At 48.5% G+C, this 20,077-nt stretch carries 19 protein-coding genes; 15 read left to right on the top strand and 4 right to left on the bottom strand.

Annotation, left to right across the window (positions count from 1 at the left end):
• The first annotated feature begins 51 nt into the window (after positions 1 to 51).
• From xerD to E1919_RS03705, 4 genes are all read left to right on the top strand, one after another.
• A complete protein-coding gene (gene xerD, locus E1919_RS03720; RefSeq protein ID WP_162051989.1) occupies positions 52 to 951 on the top strand; it encodes a site-specific tyrosine recombinase XerD in 900 nt (299 codons plus the stop codon).
• 155 nt (positions 952 to 1,106) lie between these two features.
• On the top strand, positions 1,107 to 2,138 hold the full coding sequence (locus E1919_RS03715) for a quinone-dependent dihydroorotate dehydrogenase (RefSeq protein WP_162051988.1): 1,032 nt from the start codon (positions 1,107 to 1,109) through the stop codon (positions 2,136 to 2,138).
• Positions 2,139 to 2,213: 75 nt separating this feature from the next.
• Positions 2,214 to 4,832, top strand: a complete 2,619-nt coding sequence (locus E1919_RS03710) for an FtsK/SpoIIIE family DNA translocase (RefSeq protein WP_162051987.1) — start codon at positions 2,214 to 2,216, stop codon at positions 4,830 to 4,832.
• 23 nt (positions 4,833 to 4,855) lie between these two features.
• Complete coding sequence (locus E1919_RS03705) at positions 4,856 to 5,500, top strand: outer membrane lipoprotein periplasmic chaperone LolA1 (RefSeq protein ID WP_162051986.1); 645 nt, start codon at positions 4,856 to 4,858, stop codon at positions 5,498 to 5,500.
• Between the two features lie 156 nt (positions 5,501 to 5,656).
• Here E1919_RS03705 and E1919_RS03700 read toward each other — a convergent pair whose 3' ends face one another.
• Positions 5,657 to 6,049: a hypothetical protein gene (locus E1919_RS03700; RefSeq protein ID WP_162051985.1), complete on the bottom strand. Its 393-nt coding sequence runs from the start codon at positions 6,047 to 6,049 to the stop codon at positions 5,657 to 5,659.
• Positions 6,050 to 6,175: 126 nt separating this feature from the next.
• On the opposite strand from E1919_RS03700, the gene pyrF reads away from it, so the two are divergent.
• The 8 genes from pyrF to E1919_RS03660 all read left to right on the top strand — a co-directional run bounded on the left by pyrF (position 6,176) and on the right by E1919_RS03660 (position 13,411).
• Positions 6,176 to 7,003 (top strand): orotidine-5'-phosphate decarboxylase, encoded by an 828-nt coding sequence (gene pyrF, locus E1919_RS03695; RefSeq protein WP_162051984.1) that lies wholly within the window; start codon positions 6,176 to 6,178, stop codon positions 7,001 to 7,003.
• Between the two features lie 77 nt (positions 7,004 to 7,080).
• Entirely contained in the window at positions 7,081 to 7,239 is a 159-nt protein-coding gene (locus E1919_RS03690; RefSeq protein WP_162051983.1) for a hypothetical protein, read from the top strand.
• A gap of 148 nt (positions 7,240 to 7,387) precedes the next feature.
• On the top strand, positions 7,388 to 7,855 hold the full coding sequence (locus E1919_RS03685) for a YehS family protein (RefSeq protein ID WP_162051982.1): 468 nt from the start codon (positions 7,388 to 7,390) through the stop codon (positions 7,853 to 7,855).
• Positions 7,856 to 7,908: 53 nt separating this feature from the next.
• On the top strand, positions 7,909 to 9,198 hold the full coding sequence (locus E1919_RS03680) for a DUF2851 family protein (protein ID WP_162051981.1): 1,290 nt from the start codon (positions 7,909 to 7,911) through the stop codon (positions 9,196 to 9,198).
• On the top strand, positions 9,195 to 10,481 hold the full coding sequence (locus E1919_RS03675) for a hypothetical protein (RefSeq protein ID WP_162051980.1): 1,287 nt from the start codon (positions 9,195 to 9,197) through the stop codon (positions 10,479 to 10,481). The genes E1919_RS03680 and E1919_RS03675 overlap by 4 nt, the downstream gene beginning before the upstream one ends.
• Positions 10,482 to 10,540: 59 nt before the next feature.
• Positions 10,541 to 11,176, top strand: coding sequence for a NeuD/PglB/VioB family sugar acetyltransferase (locus E1919_RS03670; protein WP_162051979.1), 636 nt, complete (start codon positions 10,541 to 10,543; stop codon positions 11,174 to 11,176).
• 227 nt (positions 11,177 to 11,403) lie between these two features.
• Positions 11,404 to 12,372 carry an oxygen-dependent tRNA uridine(34) hydroxylase TrhO gene (trhO, locus tag E1919_RS03665; RefSeq protein ID WP_162051978.1) on the top strand — a complete coding sequence of 323 codons (969 nt, stop codon included), beginning with the start codon at positions 11,404 to 11,406 and terminating at the stop codon, positions 12,370 to 12,372.
• A 181-nt stretch (positions 12,373 to 12,553) separates the two neighbouring features.
• Positions 12,554 to 13,411: a nucleoside phosphorylase gene (locus E1919_RS03660; RefSeq protein WP_162051977.1), complete on the top strand. Its 858-nt coding sequence runs from the start codon at positions 12,554 to 12,556 to the stop codon at positions 13,409 to 13,411.
• 118 nt (positions 13,412 to 13,529) lie between these two features.
• Here the strand turns inward: E1919_RS03660 and E1919_RS03655 are convergent, their stop codons facing one another.
• Together E1919_RS03655 and E1919_RS03650 are read right to left on the bottom strand one after the other, a co-directional pair.
• On the bottom strand, positions 13,530 to 13,829 hold the full coding sequence (locus E1919_RS03655) for a hypothetical protein (RefSeq protein WP_162051976.1): 300 nt from the start codon (positions 13,827 to 13,829) through the stop codon (positions 13,530 to 13,532).
• A gap of 84 nt (positions 13,830 to 13,913) precedes the next feature.
• Positions 13,914 to 14,924, bottom strand: a complete 1,011-nt coding sequence (locus E1919_RS03650) for an acyl-CoA reductase (RefSeq protein ID WP_162051975.1) — start codon at positions 14,922 to 14,924, stop codon at positions 13,914 to 13,916.
• A gap of 112 nt (positions 14,925 to 15,036) precedes the next feature.
• On the opposite strand from E1919_RS03650, the gene E1919_RS03645 reads away from it, so the two are divergent.
• The gene (locus E1919_RS03645; protein WP_115564494.1) at positions 15,037 to 15,387 is read left to right on the top strand and encodes a 4Fe-4S dicluster domain-containing protein; all 351 of its coding nucleotides are present in this window, start codon (positions 15,037 to 15,039) and stop codon (positions 15,385 to 15,387) included.
• Positions 15,388 to 15,637: 250 nt separating this feature from the next.
• The gene (locus E1919_RS03640) at positions 15,638 to 18,271 is read left to right on the top strand and encodes a valine--tRNA ligase (protein WP_162051974.1); all 2,634 of its coding nucleotides are present in this window, start codon (positions 15,638 to 15,640) and stop codon (positions 18,269 to 18,271) included.
• Positions 18,272 to 18,410: 139 nt separating this feature from the next.
• Here the strand turns inward: E1919_RS03640 and E1919_RS03635 are convergent, their stop codons facing one another.
• A complete protein-coding gene (locus E1919_RS03635) occupies positions 18,411 to 19,022 on the bottom strand; it encodes a hypothetical protein (RefSeq protein ID WP_237143981.1) in 612 nt (203 codons plus the stop codon).
• Between the two features lie 120 nt (positions 19,023 to 19,142).
• On the opposite strand from E1919_RS03635, the gene E1919_RS03630 reads away from it, so the two are divergent.
• On the top strand, positions 19,143 to 19,874 hold the full coding sequence (locus E1919_RS03630) for an ROK family protein (protein ID WP_162051973.1): 732 nt from the start codon (positions 19,143 to 19,145) through the stop codon (positions 19,872 to 19,874).
• Positions 19,875 to 20,077: the final 203 nt, after the last annotated feature.

The raw sequence follows: 20,077 nt of genomic DNA, 5'->3' as shown, positions 1-20,077 counted from the left end.
GTAAACGCCACTCTCTAACTTTCTAACTCTCTAAATCTCTAACTTACAAAAATGAACTGGCCCATCTGTATTAAACAATTCGAAGAGTACCTGAAGCTGGAGAAGTCGCTTTCGCGCCACTCTGTGGAAGCCTATCGCCGCGATATCCGAAAGCTGACGGAATTCCTGGATATAGAAATGCTACAGGTGGCTCCGGAGAACATAACACCTGCAATCCTTCGTGACTTTCTGGAGTGGATAGGAGAACTGGGTATGACGGCACATTCACAGGCCCGCACTTTGTCCGGCATCCGGGCCTTCTATAAGTTTCTGATTATGGAGGATATGGTGCATGCGGACCCTACTGATACTATTGAGGCTCCGAAGCTGTCCCGGAAGCTGCCTGACACCTTGCATTTTCACGAGATAGAGCAGCTGCTGGATGCCATTGACCTCTCCACGCCCGAAGGCACCCGTAACCGCGCCATGCTGGAGACGCTGTATTCCTCTGGGCTGCGTGTGTCAGAGTTGCTCGACCTGAAAGTCAGCCACCTGTACGAAGACATGGGCTTTCTAAAAGTGGCAGGTAAGGGAGATAAGGAGCGCCTGGTGCCAGTTGGGCGCGATGCGCTGAAGCACATCAAACTGTACCGCGAGGGTATACGCTGCCACCTGACCATTAAAAAAGGCCACGAAGACATTCTGTTCCTCAACCGTCGCGGAGCTAGAATGACACGCGTAATGGTGTTCACCATTATCAAAGATTTAACTGCCAAAGCAGGCATCCAAAAGACCGTCAGCCCCCACACGTTCCGTCACTCCTTCGCCACACACCTCATAGAAGGCGGTGCCGATCTGCGTGCCGTGCAGGAGATGCTGGGCCACGAGTCCATCACCACCACCGAAATCTACACCCACCTCGACCGCGATTACCTGAAGCAGGTGATTAAGGATTACCATCCGAGGAGTTAGTCTATTTTAAAGACCTCGCAGCGTGCGCAGCTCCTGTGAGTGCCTGACCGCTGGTGCTAAAGCCTACAATATACATTTCCCGAGCATGGTATAGTTACACTTTCTATCTTTGCTGACATCAAGTACAACCAATCCAACCATCAACTATAGCTGCTGTGTACAAAAGTCTCCTGCGCCCGCTCCTTTTCCAGTTTGATCCAGAAAATGTTCATTACCTGACAACAGGTGCGTTGCGTGCATCTATGAAGTTGCCTTACGCAAAAGAAACCACCAAAAACATGTTTCAGGTGCAAGACCCGCGGCTGGAGCGTGAGTTGTTTGGCTTGAAATTTCCAAACCCAGTGGGCTTGGCCGCTGGGTTCGATAAGGATGCCATGCTGGTGGATGAAATGGGAGACCTCGGCTTTGGTTTTGTGGAGATTGGTACACTCACGCCTAAACCGCAGTCCGGTAACGAGAAGCCGCGCCTGTTCCGGCTCCCGAAAGACCAAGCCATCATTAACCGCATGGGTTTTAACAACAAGGGCGTGGACGCGGCAGTGAAACGGTTAAGAAAGCGCAAAAGCAACGTCATCGTGGGCGGCAACATCGGCAAGAACAAAGTGACGCCGAACGAGGAAGCGCTGAACGACTACATCTACTGCTTCAAGGCGCTATATGATGTAGTGGATTACTTTGTGGTGAACGTAAGCTCGCCCAACACTCCGGACCTGCGGGCGCTGCAGGATAAAGAGCCCCTGAAAAGGCTGCTGCTGGCGGTACAGGAGCAAAACGCTAAAATGCCGAAGCCCAAACCGCTGCTGCTGAAAATAGCGCCGGATTTAAATATGGCTCAGCTCAACGACATCATAGAAATTGCTGTGGAGGCAAAGCTGAGCGGTATTATTGCCACCAATACAACAGTTAGCCGCAAAGGACTGAAAACACCAGAGCAAGACGTGACAGAAATGGGCATGGGAGGCCTAAGCGGTAAACCTCTTCGGCAGCACGCCACGCAGATTATCCGGCACCTACGCACTTTCCTGCCGCCCGAAATTCGCATTATTGGCGTAGGCGGCATCATGACGGCAGACGATGCGGTGGAGAAGCTGCAGGCGGGGGCAGACCTGGTGCAGCTGTATACTGGCTTCATCTATGAGGGACCGGATTTGATAAGTAAAATCAATAAAAAGCTGCTCGCCAGATAATTTACAATGCCTCCAGATTTACACACGCAATGATGCGAAAAATTGTAAATTTGGAAATCAACTTTAGTCAAGGGTATGGCGAAGAACACTTACAGAGAAGATACGCTGCAAGCAGCGCGGAAGAATGAGGTGCGGGGTAAGAACGAGCCACGCGGAGCAAATGTGCCGAAAGGAGCAAAGTCGAAGAAAGAGAAGCGGAACTGGTCTTTCAAACTGCCTACGATGCCCAGTTTCAGGATTGGGTTTCTGCATGACCCACGCTTAAAGCTGGCCGTTGGCTTTACTTTTCTGCTGCTTTCCTTATTCCTGACGATTGCTTTTGTTTCTTACCTCTTCACGGGTAATGCTGACCAGAGCGTGGTGGAAACCGTCAATGGCACCGGATTAAAGGAGTCGGGGCAGGAAGCGGAGAACTGGCTCGGTTTGTTTGGAGCCTGGCTGTCGCACATTTTTATATATGACTGGGTAGGACTTGGTGCCTTCTTTTTTATACCTGTTCTCTTTTTTGCAGGCCTGGGCATTGTGTTCAAGCGTGTGAACATCTCCATGACCTATGTGCTGGGGCTCTGCAGTTTCTCTATGTTGTGGACCAGCCTGATGCTGGGCTATATCGTTTTCGCCGCTGATGCCATCGGTGAATTAGGTTTTCTGGGCGGTGGCATTGGCATTGAGGCAGCCATCTGGCTTAACAGCCTCATTGGCTGGGGTTCCTGGCTGTTGCTGGGTTTCCTGCTGCTACTCTTCCTGGTGAGTTTCTTTAACATCACAAGTTTAAGTTGGAGCACGGAGTCTGCTGCAGTGACGGAGGATACGGATGCTGCCCCGGAAAGAAACCATGCTTCTTCTTTAGGCGATGTGCTTGGTACCGATGCGCGTGGCATCAACCACAACGCTGACCCAACTGCTTCACTGGAAATGGAGGAGGAAGAAGAGGAGGTGCCTTTTGAAGAAGATGACGCTGATGAAATAGAACGTGCGCTGGAAATGGAGCTGAATTCCATTCCGCCAAAAAAAGAAACACCACCTGCACCTGCCAAACCCGCTGCACCTTCCCTTGAACTGGACATAGAGCCGAGTGAGGAGGTAGAACTGGAGGAGAGCTTTGCTGAGGAGCCAGCAGAAGACGAAATGCAGTTGCAGATTGCGGAAGCGCCTGAAGAGGAAGAGGTAGAAGTAGTTGCAGGCGAAAACTATGACCCAACCCTGGACCTGGCCCGCTATCAATATCCACATATCGACTTATTGACGGATTACGGCATCAATAAAATACAGGTAAGCAAAGAAGAACTGGAGGCGAATAAAGACAAAATTGTAGAGACACTTGGGCATTACAACATCAGTATTGCCAGCATCAAGGCTACTATCGGCCCTACAGTTACCCTCTATGAAATTGTGCCGGACGCGGGGGTGCGCATCTCTAAAATCAAGAACCTGGAGGATGATATTGCACTTAGCTTAGCGGCTTTGGGTATCCGTATTATTGCTCCGATTCCGGGTAAGGGCACGATTGGTATTGAAGTGCCAAACACGAAGAAGGAGATGGTGTCCATTAAGTCTATTCTGGCCACCGAGAAGTTCATGAAAAGCGACATGGACTTGCCGATTGCCTTTGGTAAGACCATCACCAACGAAGTATTCATCACGGATTTAGCGAAGATGCCGCACTTGCTCATGGCTGGTGCTACTGGTCAGGGTAAATCAGTTGGTTTGAACGCTATCCTGACTTCATTGCTATACAAGCGCCATCCATCGCAGCTTAAGTTTGTATTGGTCGATCCGAAGAAGGTGGAATTGTCCCTTTTTAATAAGATTGAGCGCCACTTCCTGGCTAAGTTGCCGGACAGCGAAGAAGCCATTATCACTGACACAAAAAAGGTGGTGAACACGCTGAACTCGCTTTGTATGGAAATGGATATGCGCTACGACCTCTTGAAGGACGCCGGATGCCGTAACCTGAAGGAGTATAACCGTAAGTTTGTAGAGCGTAAGCTGAATCCGAAAAAGGGACACCGCTTTATGCCGTTCATCGTGCTGGTGATAGATGAGTTGGCCGACTTAATGATGACAGCGGGCAAAGAGGTGGAAACGCCAATTGCGCGTCTGGCGCAGCTGGCCCGAGCTATTGGTATTCACCTGGTAGTAGCAACGCAGCGTCCGTCTGTAAACGTGATTACAGGTATCATCAAAGCCAACTTCCCAGCGCGTATTTCCTTCAAGGTGACCTCCAAAATCGACTCCCGCACCATTTTGGATGCCGGTGGAGCGGACCAGTTGATTGGACAGGGGGATATGCTGTTCTCCATCGGCTCTGATATGATCCGTATCCAGTGCGCCTTTGTGGACACGCCGGAAGTAGACCGCATCTGCGAATTCATTGGGGACCAGCAAGGTTACGATGATGCATACTTGCTGCCGGAATTTGTGGGCGACGAGAGCGGCAACGAGAAAGCGGACTTCGACCCGTCTAACCGTGACCCGTTGTTTGAGGAAGCAGCCCGTATTATTGTGCAGCACCAGCAGGGAAGTACCTCGCTGTTGCAGCGCCGCCTGAAGCTGGGGTATAATCGTGCAGGCCGTCTGATTGACCAGTTAGAGTCTGCGGGTGTAGTTGGAGCGTTTGAGGGAAGCAAGGCCCGGGAAGTTTTGATTCCGGACGAATACAGTTTGGAACAGTTATTGAATACACTCGGGTAGAACTTTAAACGAGTACCTAAGAAATGAAAAAATTACTATCTCTATTAGTTGTTGCCCTGCTGTTCGTTAACCTGGCACAGGCACAGCAAGACCCTAAGGCAAGCAAGATTCTGGATTCTATGAGTCAGAAATACAGAACGATGAAAGCTTTTAAAGCTGACTTCGCTCAGACACTGGAGAACCCATCTGCCAAAGTAAAAGAAACAATGGCCGGTAACATTCTGGTGAGTGGCGAAAAGTACCGCCTGGGTGTGAGCGGACAGGAAATTATCAATGATGGTAAACTAATGTGGACTTTTCTGAAGGATGCGAACGAAGTAACCATCATGGAAAGTGACGAAGAAGCTGAGTCTATGTCGCCGAGCAAGATTTTCGACATGTATAAGAAGGGTTACAAGTACTCTTATGCCGGAACCGAGACAAAGGAAGGTGCTACATACGATGTGATTGAGCTAGCGCCGGAAGACCGTAAGAACCCGATTTACAAAGTGCGCCTGTTCATCAACCAGAAAGATAAGAGCCTGAAGAGTTGGGAAATGTTCCGTAACAACGGCAACCGTTATACCTATACCATCCAGAACTTCCAGGCGAACCCAGCACTTGCCTCTGATGCCTTTATTTTCAATAAAGCGAAATATAAAGGTGTTCAGGTGGTAGATTTAAGATAATGTAACTATACTTCCCTATATATATAAGCGGCTGTTCTGGATAAGAACAGCCGCTTTTCTTTTGATAATTTTTATCGGCTATAATGATAAATCAAGTTTATATAAAAGGGGCGCAGTTCAGGCAAACAGGTTGTGGCTTTGCCATTAAGCCTTTGTCTATTCTATTACAATAGTCTTGGTGATGAACTGGTCCTCGCCTGCCCAGAATTTAAACGTATACGTGCCTGCTTCTTCAGGTTTGTAGGTATAAATGACTTCGCGGGTCTCCAAAGCCTGCGTGCAGAAGCCTTCCCGATAATGAGGGTAAACCTCCACGGTAATTGTATTCCCGCTTCTGGTGGCTTCGAAACTGCCAAACTCTCCACAACCGTTATTCACCAAAAAGTAAACGGTCACGGTCACATTTTCTCCAAAGGAGGCAGTTTCCGGCGCATCCACCTGCACTACCGGAGCAGGACGTGCGTTCAAAGGCGAAACAGTTTGCTCCTCTTTAGAGCAACTCATTAGGATAAATCCTATCAGGGCAAATAGAACAGGTATAGTTTTCATCGGCATGTCTTTCTATTATGACCCTATTTGGGCAAAATTAGTTGCAAAGGCACGAAAGCAGAATTATATTTTACTGCCTGCCGCAAATTCATACTTTTGTATGAACCTTTACCTCATCCCAAGCCTATGACGAGAGAGCAGCTTTTCGAGCAGATTTTACAGAAGAAATCTTACCTGTGCGTCGGCCTCGACACTGACCCCAAAAAACTGCCGCAGCACCTGCTGGACACAGAAGACCCCGTGTTTGAATTTAACCGCCAGATAATAGAGGCAACTGCTGATTTATGTGTGGCCTATAAACCAAACATTGCTTTTTATGAGGCACAGGGACCACAAGGTTGGATTAGCTTACAGAAAACACTGCAGGTAATCCCAAGAAATATATTCACCATTGCTGATGCCAAACGCGGGGACATTGGCAACACCTCGGAGCTTTATGCCCGTGCTTTTTTCGACACAATGCAGTTTGATTCCGTAACGGTGGCACCTTACATGGGAGCCGATTCGGTGAAGCCGTTTCTGGTGCAGGAAGGTAAATGGGTGATTCTGCTGGCCCTCACCTCCAATGCCGGGAGCCAGGATTTCCAGATGCTGCGCCTCAAGGACGGAAACGAAGAATACCTGTTTGAGCAGGTGCTGCGTACCAGTGCCACCTGGGCCACCGCCGACCAGATGATGTATGTGGTAGGCGCAACGCAAGCAGAGTATGTGCAGCGGGTAAGAAAACTGGTGCCGAACCATTTCCTGCTGGTGCCGGGCGTAGGAGCACAGGGCGGAAGTTTAGAGGACATTTCCAGGTTAGGTATGAATCAGCAGTGCGGCCTGCTCGTAAACTCCGCCCGGGGCATTATCTACGCCTCCTCCGGCCGCGACTTTGCAGAAAAAGCCAGAGAGGCAGCTCTCGCCGTACAACGCGAGATGGAGGCACTGCTGGAAGAACTTGTAGTAAAGTAAGGAATTTAGAATTTCTTATTCCTGTTAGCAACTGGATGAGGGAGCATAGCAGGAATATCACCCCTGCTACATGATAGTTGGCAGCAAGAAAAATTATAGAAGAAATGGTAATGATTGATAAAAATGGAGTCTGTGCACCTCATAAATTACTGGCAAAGGTTAAATTCTTTGACCAAATCGATAGCTATGACTTAAATGAATTTGCCAACAGCCCTCTTATCACCAAAATGGTATAGATAATTTTAACGCATCCTGCCACGCAATATCTCAATCTTCTGCTTTTTTTAAGCCTTTAAGCTCATAAACTGCACTGTCACGACCGTAAGTAATGTTCACTAAATCTTTTCAAAAATTTATTCATCAACAGCACGAATAAAAACCACGATGAACAACAACGATATTATCCGCCGGATCAGGTATACCTTCAACTTCAACGACTCAAAAATGATAGAGCTGTTTGGTTTGGCAGGGTATCAGGTAACGCGGGCCCAGATCAGTGACTGGTTGAAGAAAGAGGACGACCCGGAGTGTCAGGCACTGGATGATGAGCACTTAGCTGTCTTCCTGAACGGGCTGATAAATGACAGGCGGGGTAAAAAAGATGGACCACAACCTGAGCCGGAAAAACAGCTGAACAACAACATTATTCTACGGAAGTTAAAGATAGCCCTCAACCTGAAGGACGAGGATATCCTAAGTATACTTGAACTGGCGAGATTCCGGCTGAGCAAGCCTGAGCTTAGCGCTTTTTTTCGTAACCCAGGCCACAACCATTACCGCGAATGCAAGGACCAGATCCTGCGTAATTTCCTGCACGGCATGCAGCTGAAATACAGCGAAAGCCAGAATTAAAAAACTTCACGAAGCGTTTCACCGGCAAAATCATCAGCTCAAAACCCTAACAAGTGAAAGAAGACTTTTTACACTACATCTGGCAGCACCAGTACTTCAGCAAGGTAAATCTGGCAACTACAGAGGGAGAGCCCTTACAGGTGTTGCGTATTGGCTACTACAATACAGATGCCGGTCCTGATTTTAAAGAGGCGCTGCTGAGAATTGGGGAGGTGGAGTGGTCAGGAAGTGTTGAAGTACATTTGCAGTCCTCTGATTGGCACCGCCACCAGCATCAGCTCGACGAGAAGTACGACCAGGTTGTGCTTCACGTGGTATGGGAGGCGGATGTTCCTGTTTACCGGATTGATGGCACACTGGTGCCGGTGTTGGCGCTGAAAGGGCGGGTAGATTTGGCGCTGTTGCAGACCTACGAGCGGCTGCTACAGGCAAAAGATGCCGTGCCCTGCGCTGCTTTCTGGCCTGCTGTGCCCCACATCACAAAAATGCTAATGCTAGAGCGGGCGCTGGTAGAACGGCTGGAGGCAAAAGGAGATGAGGTGCTGCAAACCCTACAGCGCTACAGTAACGATTGGGAACAAACCGCTTACCATACATTACTGCGCGGCTTTGGCTTTAAGGTTAATCAGCAGGCATTTGAGGAATTGGCCAAAGCACTTCCGCTGTCGGTGGTGCGGCGGCACCAGCAGAGCATACTGCAACTGGAGGCGCTGCTGTTTGGGCAGGCTGGGTTTTTAGAGAAAGCTCAGGATGCCTACGCAGCACAACTGCTGAAGGAGTACGGCTTCTTGAGTCATAAATATCATATAGCACCGAAGGCTATGCCGCGCCACCGGTGGAATTTCCTGCGCATGCGCCCAGCCAATTTTCCGACAGTACGGCTTGCCCAACTGGCAGCAGTCCTGCAACAGCAGCAGGCCTTTTTCTCAAAATTATTAGAAGCACATACCGTAAAGCAGTATGAGGTTCTGTTTCAGGCACCGGTATCAGAGTACTGGCAAGCGCATTACCTCTTAGGGAAGCCGGGCAAGGGCCTTCAGAAAAGCATGGGCAAAAGCAGTGTGCAAAATCTCATCATCAATGTAGCTGTACCGCTACTGGCTGCTTATGCCAACTACAGCGATAACCGACTGTACCTGGAAAAAGCAGTTTCTCTGCTGGAAGGATTAAAAGAAGGAAGCAATAAAATTACGCGCCACTACGAGAACCTGGGCTGGCAGGCGAAATCAGCTGCCGACAATCAGGCTGCACTTAGCCTGTACAAGCGTTATTGCGCGCCGGTAAATTGCATGCACTGCGCCATCGGAAATAAAGTGATGAAGCAAAGCAGTTCTGCCGCGTGAGTATACTAGTTTACGTGCTGAACTTCCTGCTGATAGGAGGACTTGTGTGGTGGATGCAACGGCAGGAGTGGGCAAAAACACTGAGGCCATATTTCTTTCCCGCACTTGGTTTAAAGATGATATGCGGCGTACTGCTGGGACTGCTATACACCTATTATTACGCTGGTGGTGACACTACAACCTACCATAGTGCCTCTCTTATACTCACAGCATATGCCAGGCAGGATGTAGCGGGGTACCTCAGGCTTTTGTTCTTTAATGAATTTGAAAGTGATGCATTCCGGGCAACACTGCCTTTTACAACCTACGCAGATTTCTCGAATTCTTTTTACTTTATCAAACTGCTGAGTGTCCTCAATTTAATCACCTCCGGCTTCTATTACCTGAATGCGCTTTACCTGTCGCTTTTTAGCTTTTGGGGTGCTGCACGGTTAACGGCTGTGTTATGCCGGCTGTTCCCGCAGTGGCGTTCGGCAGCGGCAGTTGCTTTTCTTTTTTTTCCCTCTGTTGCCTTCTGGAGTGCGGGTTTGTCCAAAGATGCGTTGATGTTCGGGAGTATGTGCTGGGTTATTTCCTTTGCGCTTTCCGTGGCACATGGGGAGCGCATTTCTTTCTGGCAACTCCTCCTATTGCCTTTGATGCTGTACATCTTCATCAAAGTGAAGCTTTTTTACAGCGCCGCTATCATACCCCTGCTGCTTTTATATATCACGATTAAGAGTGCCGCAGAGAAGGTAAACGTGCTGAAGCAGCAGCCGGGACAGGTGGGCGCTTTTGTGTTTGCTGTTGCAGGTGGGCTACTGCTGGCCGTGCTGCTGCAGGATTTTTTGCCAATAGATTTCCTCCTGGAACACAGCACACGAAGCTACTATGCCTTGCTGGAGATGTCGGTGCACGGGCCGCACATGGTGCTTGAAAGCATGGAGCCCTCCATCAGAGGCATTGTATATAGTTTTCCTGAGGCTATGGCAAGTGCTGTTTACCGGCCTTTCATAGGTGAGGCCCGGGAGCCGTTATATGTGCTTCTCGGGTTGGAGAACCTGCTGCTACTGCTATTGTCTGTCATAGTTTTGGCTTCTCTTATAAAAGGAACTGGCTTGAGAATAGAGTTGATACATGTCCTTTTCCTGCTGTTCGTGCTGTTACTTGGAGGGATTGTAGGGCTCACTACGCCAAACTTCGGCACCCTAAGCCGCTACCGCATCGTGTTTTTACCTTTCCTGGTGTACTTGCTGCTTCAGAACAGGTTTGCGCAGCGCCTGTTAGCATATTTCAGGCTGTAACCGATACTTTTAAACTCTCTTACAAATTCGTACCTTTGCGCCTTATTTAAGATGGAGCTATGCAAAATCCAGTAATCATATTAGGCGCCCAGAAATTGGGTACAGCCGCTTTAGATATCTTTAACAGCAACAGCGTTGTAGTATACTGCTTCCTCGACGACAGCGGGAAACTACAGCAGGAGGAGGTGAACAACGTGTCGGTGATGAGCAGCACGGAAGACAATGAGTTTCTAAAACTCATCGGAAACAAGTGCGATGTGTTTGTGGCTGTAGAAGACGCTGCTGCCCGTAAAGGCCTTATCAAGATGCTGAAGGAGGAATACAAGGTAGTGCCGGTAAATGCCATCCACCGCTTCAGCTCTGTATCGGAGTATGCGTGGCTGGGGCATGGGAACATGATTGCCGCAGGTGCAGTGGTAAACAACAATGCTAAACTCGGAAACTATTGCGTAATCCAATCGCGGGCTGTAGTAGACACCTATGCCGAAATCAGTGATTTTGCTCAGATTGGGGCCGGGGCCATTATCAACTCTGAAGTAGAAGTAGAAGAAGGTGCTTTTATCGGTTCAGGTGCTGTAGTGGTTTCTGGCGTTAAAATCGGAAAGAATGCCCGTGTAGGTGCAGGCTCTGTAGTGGTAGCCGATGTACCGGCGAAAGCCACTGTATTCGGTAACCCGGCTGCGCCTGTAAAGTAAACTTTTCTGTTTACCAAAGCTGTTACGATACTGATAAAAATCATTTTTAGGCTGGAAAGCAGTTGTTTCCTTTGCCGCCTGAATGGTTAAATGGCTAAACTATTTGACTATTAGAAAAGGATGAACAACGCAGTCAAGTAATAATCTAAAGCAGCAATTAATTAATTTAACAATAGCTCCAGAGGAGCGAACAATTAAATCAAACACTTAGCTGAAACTAAGCCGTTATGAGCAAACCATACAATATCCTTCTTTATTACTGCTATTCCCCGATAGCAGACCCGGAAACGTTCCGCGAGGAGCATCACCTGCTGTGCCTGGAGCTGAACATGCTCGGCCGCATTATTGTGTCCAACGAGGGCCTTAATGGCACGGTATCAGGCTCAAAAGAAAACTGCGAGAAATATATGCAGGCTTTGAAGTCAGACCCGCGCTTCGCTAAAATCGACTTCAAGGTGGATGAGTCAGACATCCATGCTTTTACAAAGCTGCACGTACGCACCAAAACTGAAATCGTGCATTCCGGTATGCTGCACATCGACCCAAATGCGAGCACGGGTGTGCATCTGTCGCCGAAGGAGTTTAAAGACATGAAAGACCGCGAGGACGTGGTGGTGCTGGATGTGCGCTCTGATTACGAGCACAGCGTGGGCCGCTTCAAGAACGCGGTGACGCTGGACATCGAGAATTTCCGTGAGTTTCCGGAGAAGGTGGAGGAGCTGAAGGAAAAGTATAAGGACAAAAAGATTCTGACGTACTGCACCGGCGGCATCAAGTGCGAGAAAGCCAGTGCTTTCCTGCTGGAGAAGGGTTTCGAGAACGTGTACCAGCTGCATGGAGGCATCATCAAGTATGGCATGGAAGCCGGCGGAGAGGACTTCGAAGGCAAGTGCTATGTTTTTGATAACCGTATAGCCGTAGATGTGAACCACGTGAACCCAACGGTGGTGTCGGAGTGCCATATATGCAGCACCAAAAGCGACCGTATGGTGAATTGTGCAAACCCAAGTTGTAACCTGCACGTGCCTATCTGCGAAAAGTGTGGCTGGGAGATGGATGGCGCCTGCTCTACGGAGTGTAAAGAGCACCCGGAGAAGCGCCCTTACGATGGCACCGGGTACTACCAGAAAGCTACAAATGGCTATAATCCCCTGAAAGGATTCAACCGTCGGAAGAATACTGATGTACAGCTATAAAGTATTCTCTAAAGCTAAGAAGGAGCGTGTGGCAAAAAAGCCCACGCTCTTTCGCTTTCTTATACCTTTGTAAAAAAAACACCTAAGACATATAATATAGCTCCGAAGGCAGGTATTATTAAGTTTATTTTTTAAGTCCTTTGTCTTAAGTCAAATGTCTTTTGTCCTGATAAATTAAATTATGGCTGCAATTCCAGAATCAGAGTTGATTATAAACCCCGACGGCACCATCTATCACCTGAACCTTTTGCCGGAACATATTTCAGACACCATCATCACGGTCGGTGACCCTGAGCGCGTGGCCAAAGTCAGCAAGTATTTTGATGAGATAGAGGTGGCCATTGCGAAACGTGAATTTGTGACGCACACGGGCTACTACAAAGGTAAACGTCTGACGGTTATTTCTACGGGTATGGGTACCGACAATATTGACATCCTGATGAATGAACTGGATGCGCTGGTTAACATCGATTTCCAGTCGCGGGAACCTAATGAGGAGAAGATTAAACTGAATATTATCCGAGTCGGTACCTCTGGTGCCTTGCAGGAAACGGTACCGCTGGGAAGCCACCTGGCTTCTCACACCGCAGTAGGATTAGATACGCTGATGGAGTTTTACCAGCTGGAGCAAAGTGAAGAAGAACTAACGCTTGTGAAGGCACTGCAGGAAGCGCTTGGAATAGGCTTCAGGCCTTATTGCGTAACCGGCTCTCAAATGCTGATTAAGAAAGTGGCCTATGATATGATTTCCGGAAACACGCTTACCTGCCCTGGTTTTTATGCGCCGCAGGGCCGCGTGCTCCGTGCTGGTTTGAGCAACCCTAACCTGCTGCAGCGCTACCATGACTTCCGATTAAACAACTTTAAGTTTACAAACTTCGAAATGGAAACTGCCGGCTATTACAGTATGGGGCGCCTGCTGGGGCACGAGGTGCTGTCGTTGAATGCGATGGTGGCCAACCGTGTAGCACATACTTTTGCTGCTAATGCAGATGAGGTCATTGATGATTTGATTGTGAAAGTGCTGGAGAGGGTGTAGCAAATAAACTTGTAGGCTTCTAATAAAGCAGATAGCCCCGGCAATTGTGTTGCCGGGGCTATCTGCTTTATTAGAAGCCTACCATGCTTTGTAAGATTCTCCTAAATTGATGAGGTTATTAAAAAAACTCCACTCCTAAAACTGAATTAATCGGGATATATCTACCCGCTTTCAGTACCATAAACTGATCATCTACAGTCCAAACGGTGGTGTCCACTCTCTTCTTCTCTCCATCAGCGGTTTGAAAGGTAATCTCAACTTTCCCGCGGTATGCGTTACCAAGAGAGGTCGCTCTGCTTAAATCCCACCGGCGCTTATTGCGTGCTGCCAAGTCAGCGAGCACATCTTCCTGCGCAAAACTAAAAGAAGGTAGTTGTTCTTTCTCTACCAGTGGAATCGGGTTTGTCATGGTGTTCATATATTTGTTAAGTTGTTTGAAGTGATTAAACACTCAACTAATATATGTTTTTTATGAGTAATAGTAAAGGGTAAAGTGTGTTTTTTACAGTTTCTGCAAAAAAGCCAGCGTATCCACGCCATCTGCATAATCCCAAACCATCGGCCGCTGTGCTTCGCCAAATGGGATGCTGCCCTCCAGCCAGCCATGTGCCGACGCAACTACCTGCGTTTTATCTTTTATTACCTTTAGCTTCTGCCGCAGGTCCTTCAATGAGCTGAAGGTGTCGTAGAAAAGCACGCAAATAGGAGACACCAATGCCTCGCTCTTTTGTACCAGCATAAAGCCATTATCAAAGTGCGGCACACGGTTTATCAGCAGGATAGACTTGTTGTAGTCGTAGTTGTTATGGTATTTGTGGTGGTCCAGCAGGCTAACCCGGTGAGCGTTTGCTTCGAAAAACTTATCAAAAGTATATCCCTCCGGCACAAATACTTTGGAAACATTGCGGCAGCCGAGACCATAGTAGCGGAACACATCTTCTCCCAGCGCCTGCAGGTCGTCTTTTTCTTCGTGGCCGGTGAGCACGCCGATGCTGCTGCGGTTTTTGCGGATAATGTGCGGACGCTTTGTAAAGTAGTACTCAAAGTAACGGGCAGTGTTATCAGAGCCAGTGGCTATGATGGCATCAGCTTCCTTCAGCATATCAACAAATTCAAACTGGTTGGCAAAAGCGGGTTCGATGCCTACCAGCATGTTGGCGAGCCGTTTCATAAGCAGTTCGTCACCTGAACTTAGTTTCGCGAGGAGAAAATGCCCGCTCAGCAGCACCGACAGAAAATCGTGGAAGCCCACCATCGGAATGTTGCCTGCCATCACCACGCCAACCTTTTTAGGTTTAACCTGTTTAAGGTGGTAAGGGTAAAGCCATTCACGGAGGTACTGTTCCTCCAGCATCTGTATAATGCCGTTTAAGGCACAGGAGACATTCTCTTCGGTGAACCAGTTGTTGCGTGACATAGCTGCCTGAGACCACTCTTGCCGGTCTTCCGACGACAATTTTCGCAGCTGTTTCCCAAGTTCTACGAAAGCTTCAATCCTGTTCTCTAAAGTCATGGCAAATACGTGCGTTGAAAATTTATTTGATAGGAATACTTAATGTTCCTAATTTTGTTGTTGAATAGACTAGGAAATACAAAAGTAAAGAAAATATACAGGAGATACGACTATGGCGATAATGATAACCGATGAGTGCATAAACTGCGGCGCCTGCGAGCCCGAATGCCCAAACACTGCCATCTACGAAGGTGGCATGGACTGGACATGGGGCGGCGGTACCGAACTGAAAGAGGTGGAGATTGATGGAGGAGAAGTCATTCCGGGTGATGCACCGCAACAACCTATTTCAGATGAGTTCTACTACATCGTTTCAGATAAGTGTACGGAGTGTATGGGCTTCCATGAGGAGCCGCAGTGCGCTGCCGTGTGCCCTGTGGATTGCTGCGTCGATGACCCGGACTACCGCGAGACAGAGGAGGAACTGTTGGCTAAAAAAGACTGGCTGCACCAGGTGGCCTAAATTTTAGCTGCTAAAGCTGAAAGCCTGCCTCTCCCGGCAGGCTTTTTTTGTTGTCTGAATCAGGATTTACAGGATGAGAGAGATGAACCGGAGCTAAAATCTCATCAATGAAATAAATTAACATCTGTCAACAGTTCTGACAAATAAATCCTGTGTATTCTCCAAATCCTGTAAATCCTGATTCAGACAGGCAACAATTGACACAAATTTCCTAATTTTGTGTTCCCAATTCACAGGAAAACAGTATACGATGTCGATTTCAACGAAATATAACCCCAAAGAAATAGAGCAGAAGTGGTACGACAGCTGGATGCAGCACGGCTTCTTCCACTCTGAGCCTAATCCCAATAAAGAGCCTTATACTATCGTGATTCCGCCGCCAAACGTAACCGGCGTGCTGCACATGGGCCACATGCTCAACAACACCATACAGGATGTGCTGATACGGCGCGCACGTATGCAGGGTAAAGAGGCCTGCTGGGTACCGGGTACTGACCACGCTTCCATTGCCACAGAGGCCAAGGTGGTAGCCATGTTGAAAGAACGCGGCATCAGCAAAAAAGACCTTACACGGGAGGAGTTTCTGACCTACGCTTGGGAGTGGAAAGAGAAGTATGGCGGCATTATCCTGGACCAGCTGAAGAAACTGGGCGCTTCCTGCGACTGGGACCGCACCCGTTTCACGATGGAAGACGACATGAGCGCTGCCGTAACAGAAGTGTTTGTGGACCTGTACCGCAAAGGCCTGATATATCGCGGCGTACGCATGGTAAACTGGGACCCGCAGGGAGGCACTGCGCTGTCTGATGAAGAAGTGGTTCCGAAAGACACTATGGCTAAAATGTACCACCTGCAGTACGAGGTGGTAGATGGTGCAACCTCAGAACCGACCTATATAACAGTTGCCACATCCCGACCAGAAACAATTATGGCCGATGTGGCTGTGGCTGTTAACCCGAATGATAAGCGCTACACGCACCTGCACGGCAAAAGTGTACGCATTCCACTTTTGGGCAAAGAGATTCCGGTTATCCTGGATGAGTACGTGTCGATTGATTTTGGTACCGGCGCCTTAAAGGTAACACCGGCTCACGACCTGAACGACTATGAACTGGGGCAGAAGCACCGACTGCCGACCATCGACATACTGAACAACGATGGAACACTAAACGAGCAGGCGCAGCTGTATGTGGGCCAGGATCGGTTTGCCGCCCGCCGGAACATTGTGAAAGACTTGCAGGAAGCTGATCTGCTGGTAAAGATAGAAGAATACCAGAGCGTGCTTCAGACATCGGAGCGTACGGGTGCCGTGATTGAGCCGCGCCTGTCCATGCAGTGGTTCTGCAAAATGGACGCTATGGCGAAGCCGGCGCTGGAGGCGGTAATGAACGATGATATTCGCCTGCACCCGCCGAAGTTCAAGAACATGTACCGCTCCTGGATGGAAGGCATCCGCGACTGGTGTATTTCGCGCCAACTGTGGTGGGGCCAGCGCATTCCGGCCTTCTACCTGCCGGACGGAACGCACGTGGTGGCTACTACGGCTGAAGAGGCTTTAGTACTTGCCCGCAAAGAAAGCGGGAATGACAAGTTGCAGGCCTCTGACCTGCGCCAGGATGAGGATGTGCTGGACACATGGTTTTCGTCGTGGCTGTGGCCAATCTCTGTCTTTGACGGCTTCAAAGACCCGGATAATAAGGATATCCTGTACTACTATCCAACAAACGACCTGGTAACGGCTCCGGAGATTCTCTTCTTCTGGGTGGCGCGTATGATCATGGCCGGTTATGAGTTCCGCAAGGAGATGCCGTTCAAGAACGTGTACCTGACAGGCATTGTGCGGGATGCGCAGGGCCGTAAAATGTCAAAGTCGCTGGGTAACTCCCCCGATCCGCTGGATTTGATGGAGCAGTTTGGCGCCGACGGTGTGCGTGCCGGTATGTTATTCAGTTCACCAGCGGGTAACGACTTGCTGTACGATGAGAAGCTGGTAGAGCAGGGGCGTAACTTCACGAACAAAATCTGGAATGCCTTCCGGCTCATCAAAGGCTGGGAGGTAGATGAAAGCCTGCCTTGCCCGAACGAAACGGCTATCAACTGGTTTGAGTCCCGGTTTAATGAGGCTTTTGTGCAGATAGAGGATCACTTCAGCAAGTTCCGTATTTCAGATGCACTGCTGGCGGTATACAAGCTGGTGTGGGATGATTTCTGCTCGAATTACCTGGAGATGATAAAGCCTGCCTACCAACAGCCCATCGACAAGCAAACGATAGATGCGACGGTGAAGCTGCTGGAAAGCATACTGAAGGTGCTGCACCCCTTCATGCCATTCATCAGTGAAGAGATCTGGCATGAACTGAAGGAGCGTAAGAAGAAGGAGTACCTGATTGTGGCAGCTTGGCCAAAGAAGAATAAGTTCGACAAGGATATTATTCCGAAAATGGATAACGTGCTGCATGTAGTAGGTGCAGTTCGCAACATTCGCAACTCCAAAAATATCCCAAACAACAAGCAGCTGGATCTATACATGAAAGTGGCGAACCAGGAAAGCTATAGTGCCTTCATGGTCATCCTGCGCAAACTGGCTAATCTCAACGAGATTAAGTTTGTAGAAGAACCTTTGGAGGGTGCTATCAGCTTTATTGTGGGCAGCGACGAGTTCTTCATTCCGATGGAAGGCAGCATCGACGTGGCCGCTGAGCACGAGCGCCTGACAAAAGAGCTGGAGTATACCAAAGGTTTCCTCAATTCAGTGGATAAAAAGCTGAGTAACGAACGTTTTGTAAACGGTGCCCCGGAGGCTGTGATTGCAGGCGAGCGCAAGAAAAAAGCTGACGCTGAAGCCAGGATAAGTGCCATTGAGCAAAGCCTGGCAGCATTATAATCCTTGTGTTAAAGTACAAGGATACTAAAAGCTGAAGGTTTAGACATATAAAACAGCAACGGCCGCTCTCTGTCAGGGAGCGGCCGTTGCTGTTTACATCGTTTCGCAGTTTTGAGGCTGCTATATTTTACGGGTTATCTCACTCTGACTTCAGGTGCGTTGTCAGCAACTGATTTATTTCTTTTCTATACCCCGGCAGCACATCAGCAAGGCCTTCTTTAGTGGCGGCATACGTTATCTTTACCTGTTTATCCCCCAGATGGTAAGACAGCAGTCCCTGGTCTTCCTCCGTCAGGTAATAAAATTTAAGTGGGGTAGAGGCTGTTGAAATAGCATAGCTCCTGAAGGTGAAGCCGTTAGCGATGCGCTGCTGCGTGGGCGAGCGGTTGTCGAGGTAGCGCTGCGTTACAACGGTGTCCAGCTGTATGCGGCTTTCAATCTGATAGATGCTTTTTACATCTCCTTCGGCGAATTGCCATACATCCACCTGGTGCTTCCCAATGGTATTGCCGCTATAGGTCGCTTTTGAAAGATCGAGGCTGGCAGCAAGATGGAAAAGTTGCAGGTCATTGGCCACTGTCTGTACCGATGGAGTTAGAGTGCTGTTGTCGCTGATAAAGTAGCGGCTGTCCTTCATGAGCTGGTCTAGGTCCTGTTCAAGGTCCTGCTGCAAGCGCAGGGTTGGCGCAAGCGTTAGCATATAGGTAAATAAAAGCGGAAACAGGAGAAATAAAAGATTTAACATAGCCATAGTGTTTGCTTCTACTACTCAAATGTTATGCCTATTGTTATTTCTGGCTTAAAGCGGTTGTGCTGTGGCTATAAGTGGCATTATATTTATCCTTACTTTGCTCTTCCCGTAAGTAATTTTATGAAAGAAATTATAAGCGAACTCAGCATTTTAACTATTGATATTGGTGGCTCGCGCATCAAAGCAACTGTTCTTAACCAGGCAGGGCAACTTCAAACAAGCTACATTAAAACGAACACCCCTTCACCGGCATCACCGGAAAACGTAATGGATGCTATCAAAAATCTGGTAAAGGAATTCTCTGATTATGATCGGGTATCGGTTGGATTTCCGGGGTACGTGAAAGATGGCATTGTGATGACTGCCCCGAATTTGGGCACAGACAGCTGGAGGGGATTCGACCTGCGCCAGCAATTGATAAGCTTGCTTGAGAGACCGGTTAGAGTGGTAAATGATGCTGACCTGCAGGGCCTGGGGGTAGTGGGTGGAAAAGGGCTGGAAGTAGTAATTACCTTAGGAACTGGCTTTGGTACTGCTTTGCTACATAACGGCTATCTGTTGCCCCATCTTGAGCTAGCCCACCATCCTGTAACCAAGAGCAAAGACTATGACCAGTACATTGGTGACAAAGCGAAGAAAAAAGCCGGGTTAGAAAAGTGGAATACCCGGATGCAGCATGTGCTGCAAATCCTGCAAACTGTTTTCAACTACGACCATCTATACATCAGCGGGGGAAATGCCGATGAGATTACCTTCAAGCTTGATGAGAATATCACGGTTGTAACCAATGTAGATGGTATTAAAGGAGGGGCCATGCTATGGCAGGACGAATTTGTTATATCAGCTAATTAAACTAAAAGATCTTACTGGTACAGTCATACTCTCCAATAATGCGAACAAAAGGCAGAAACAGAAAGAGTGGTCAAAACCATTTTTTTGATGCACTAGTACGTAAAGGTGTTGACATGACTTGAAGTAACGTAATGAGTTAAAAGCTGCTGAAGAACTGATTTCTGTTTTCATACAAGCACAGTTCGCAGACGCAGAAAGCATAT

Source organism: Pontibacter pamirensis, assembly GCF_010015475.1.
Classification (GTDB): Bacteria; Bacteroidota; Bacteroidia; order Cytophagales; family Hymenobacteraceae; genus Pontibacter; species Pontibacter pamirensis.
Note: the sequence above shows the minus strand (reverse complement) of the source record. Positions and strands in the feature narration are given on the sequence as shown.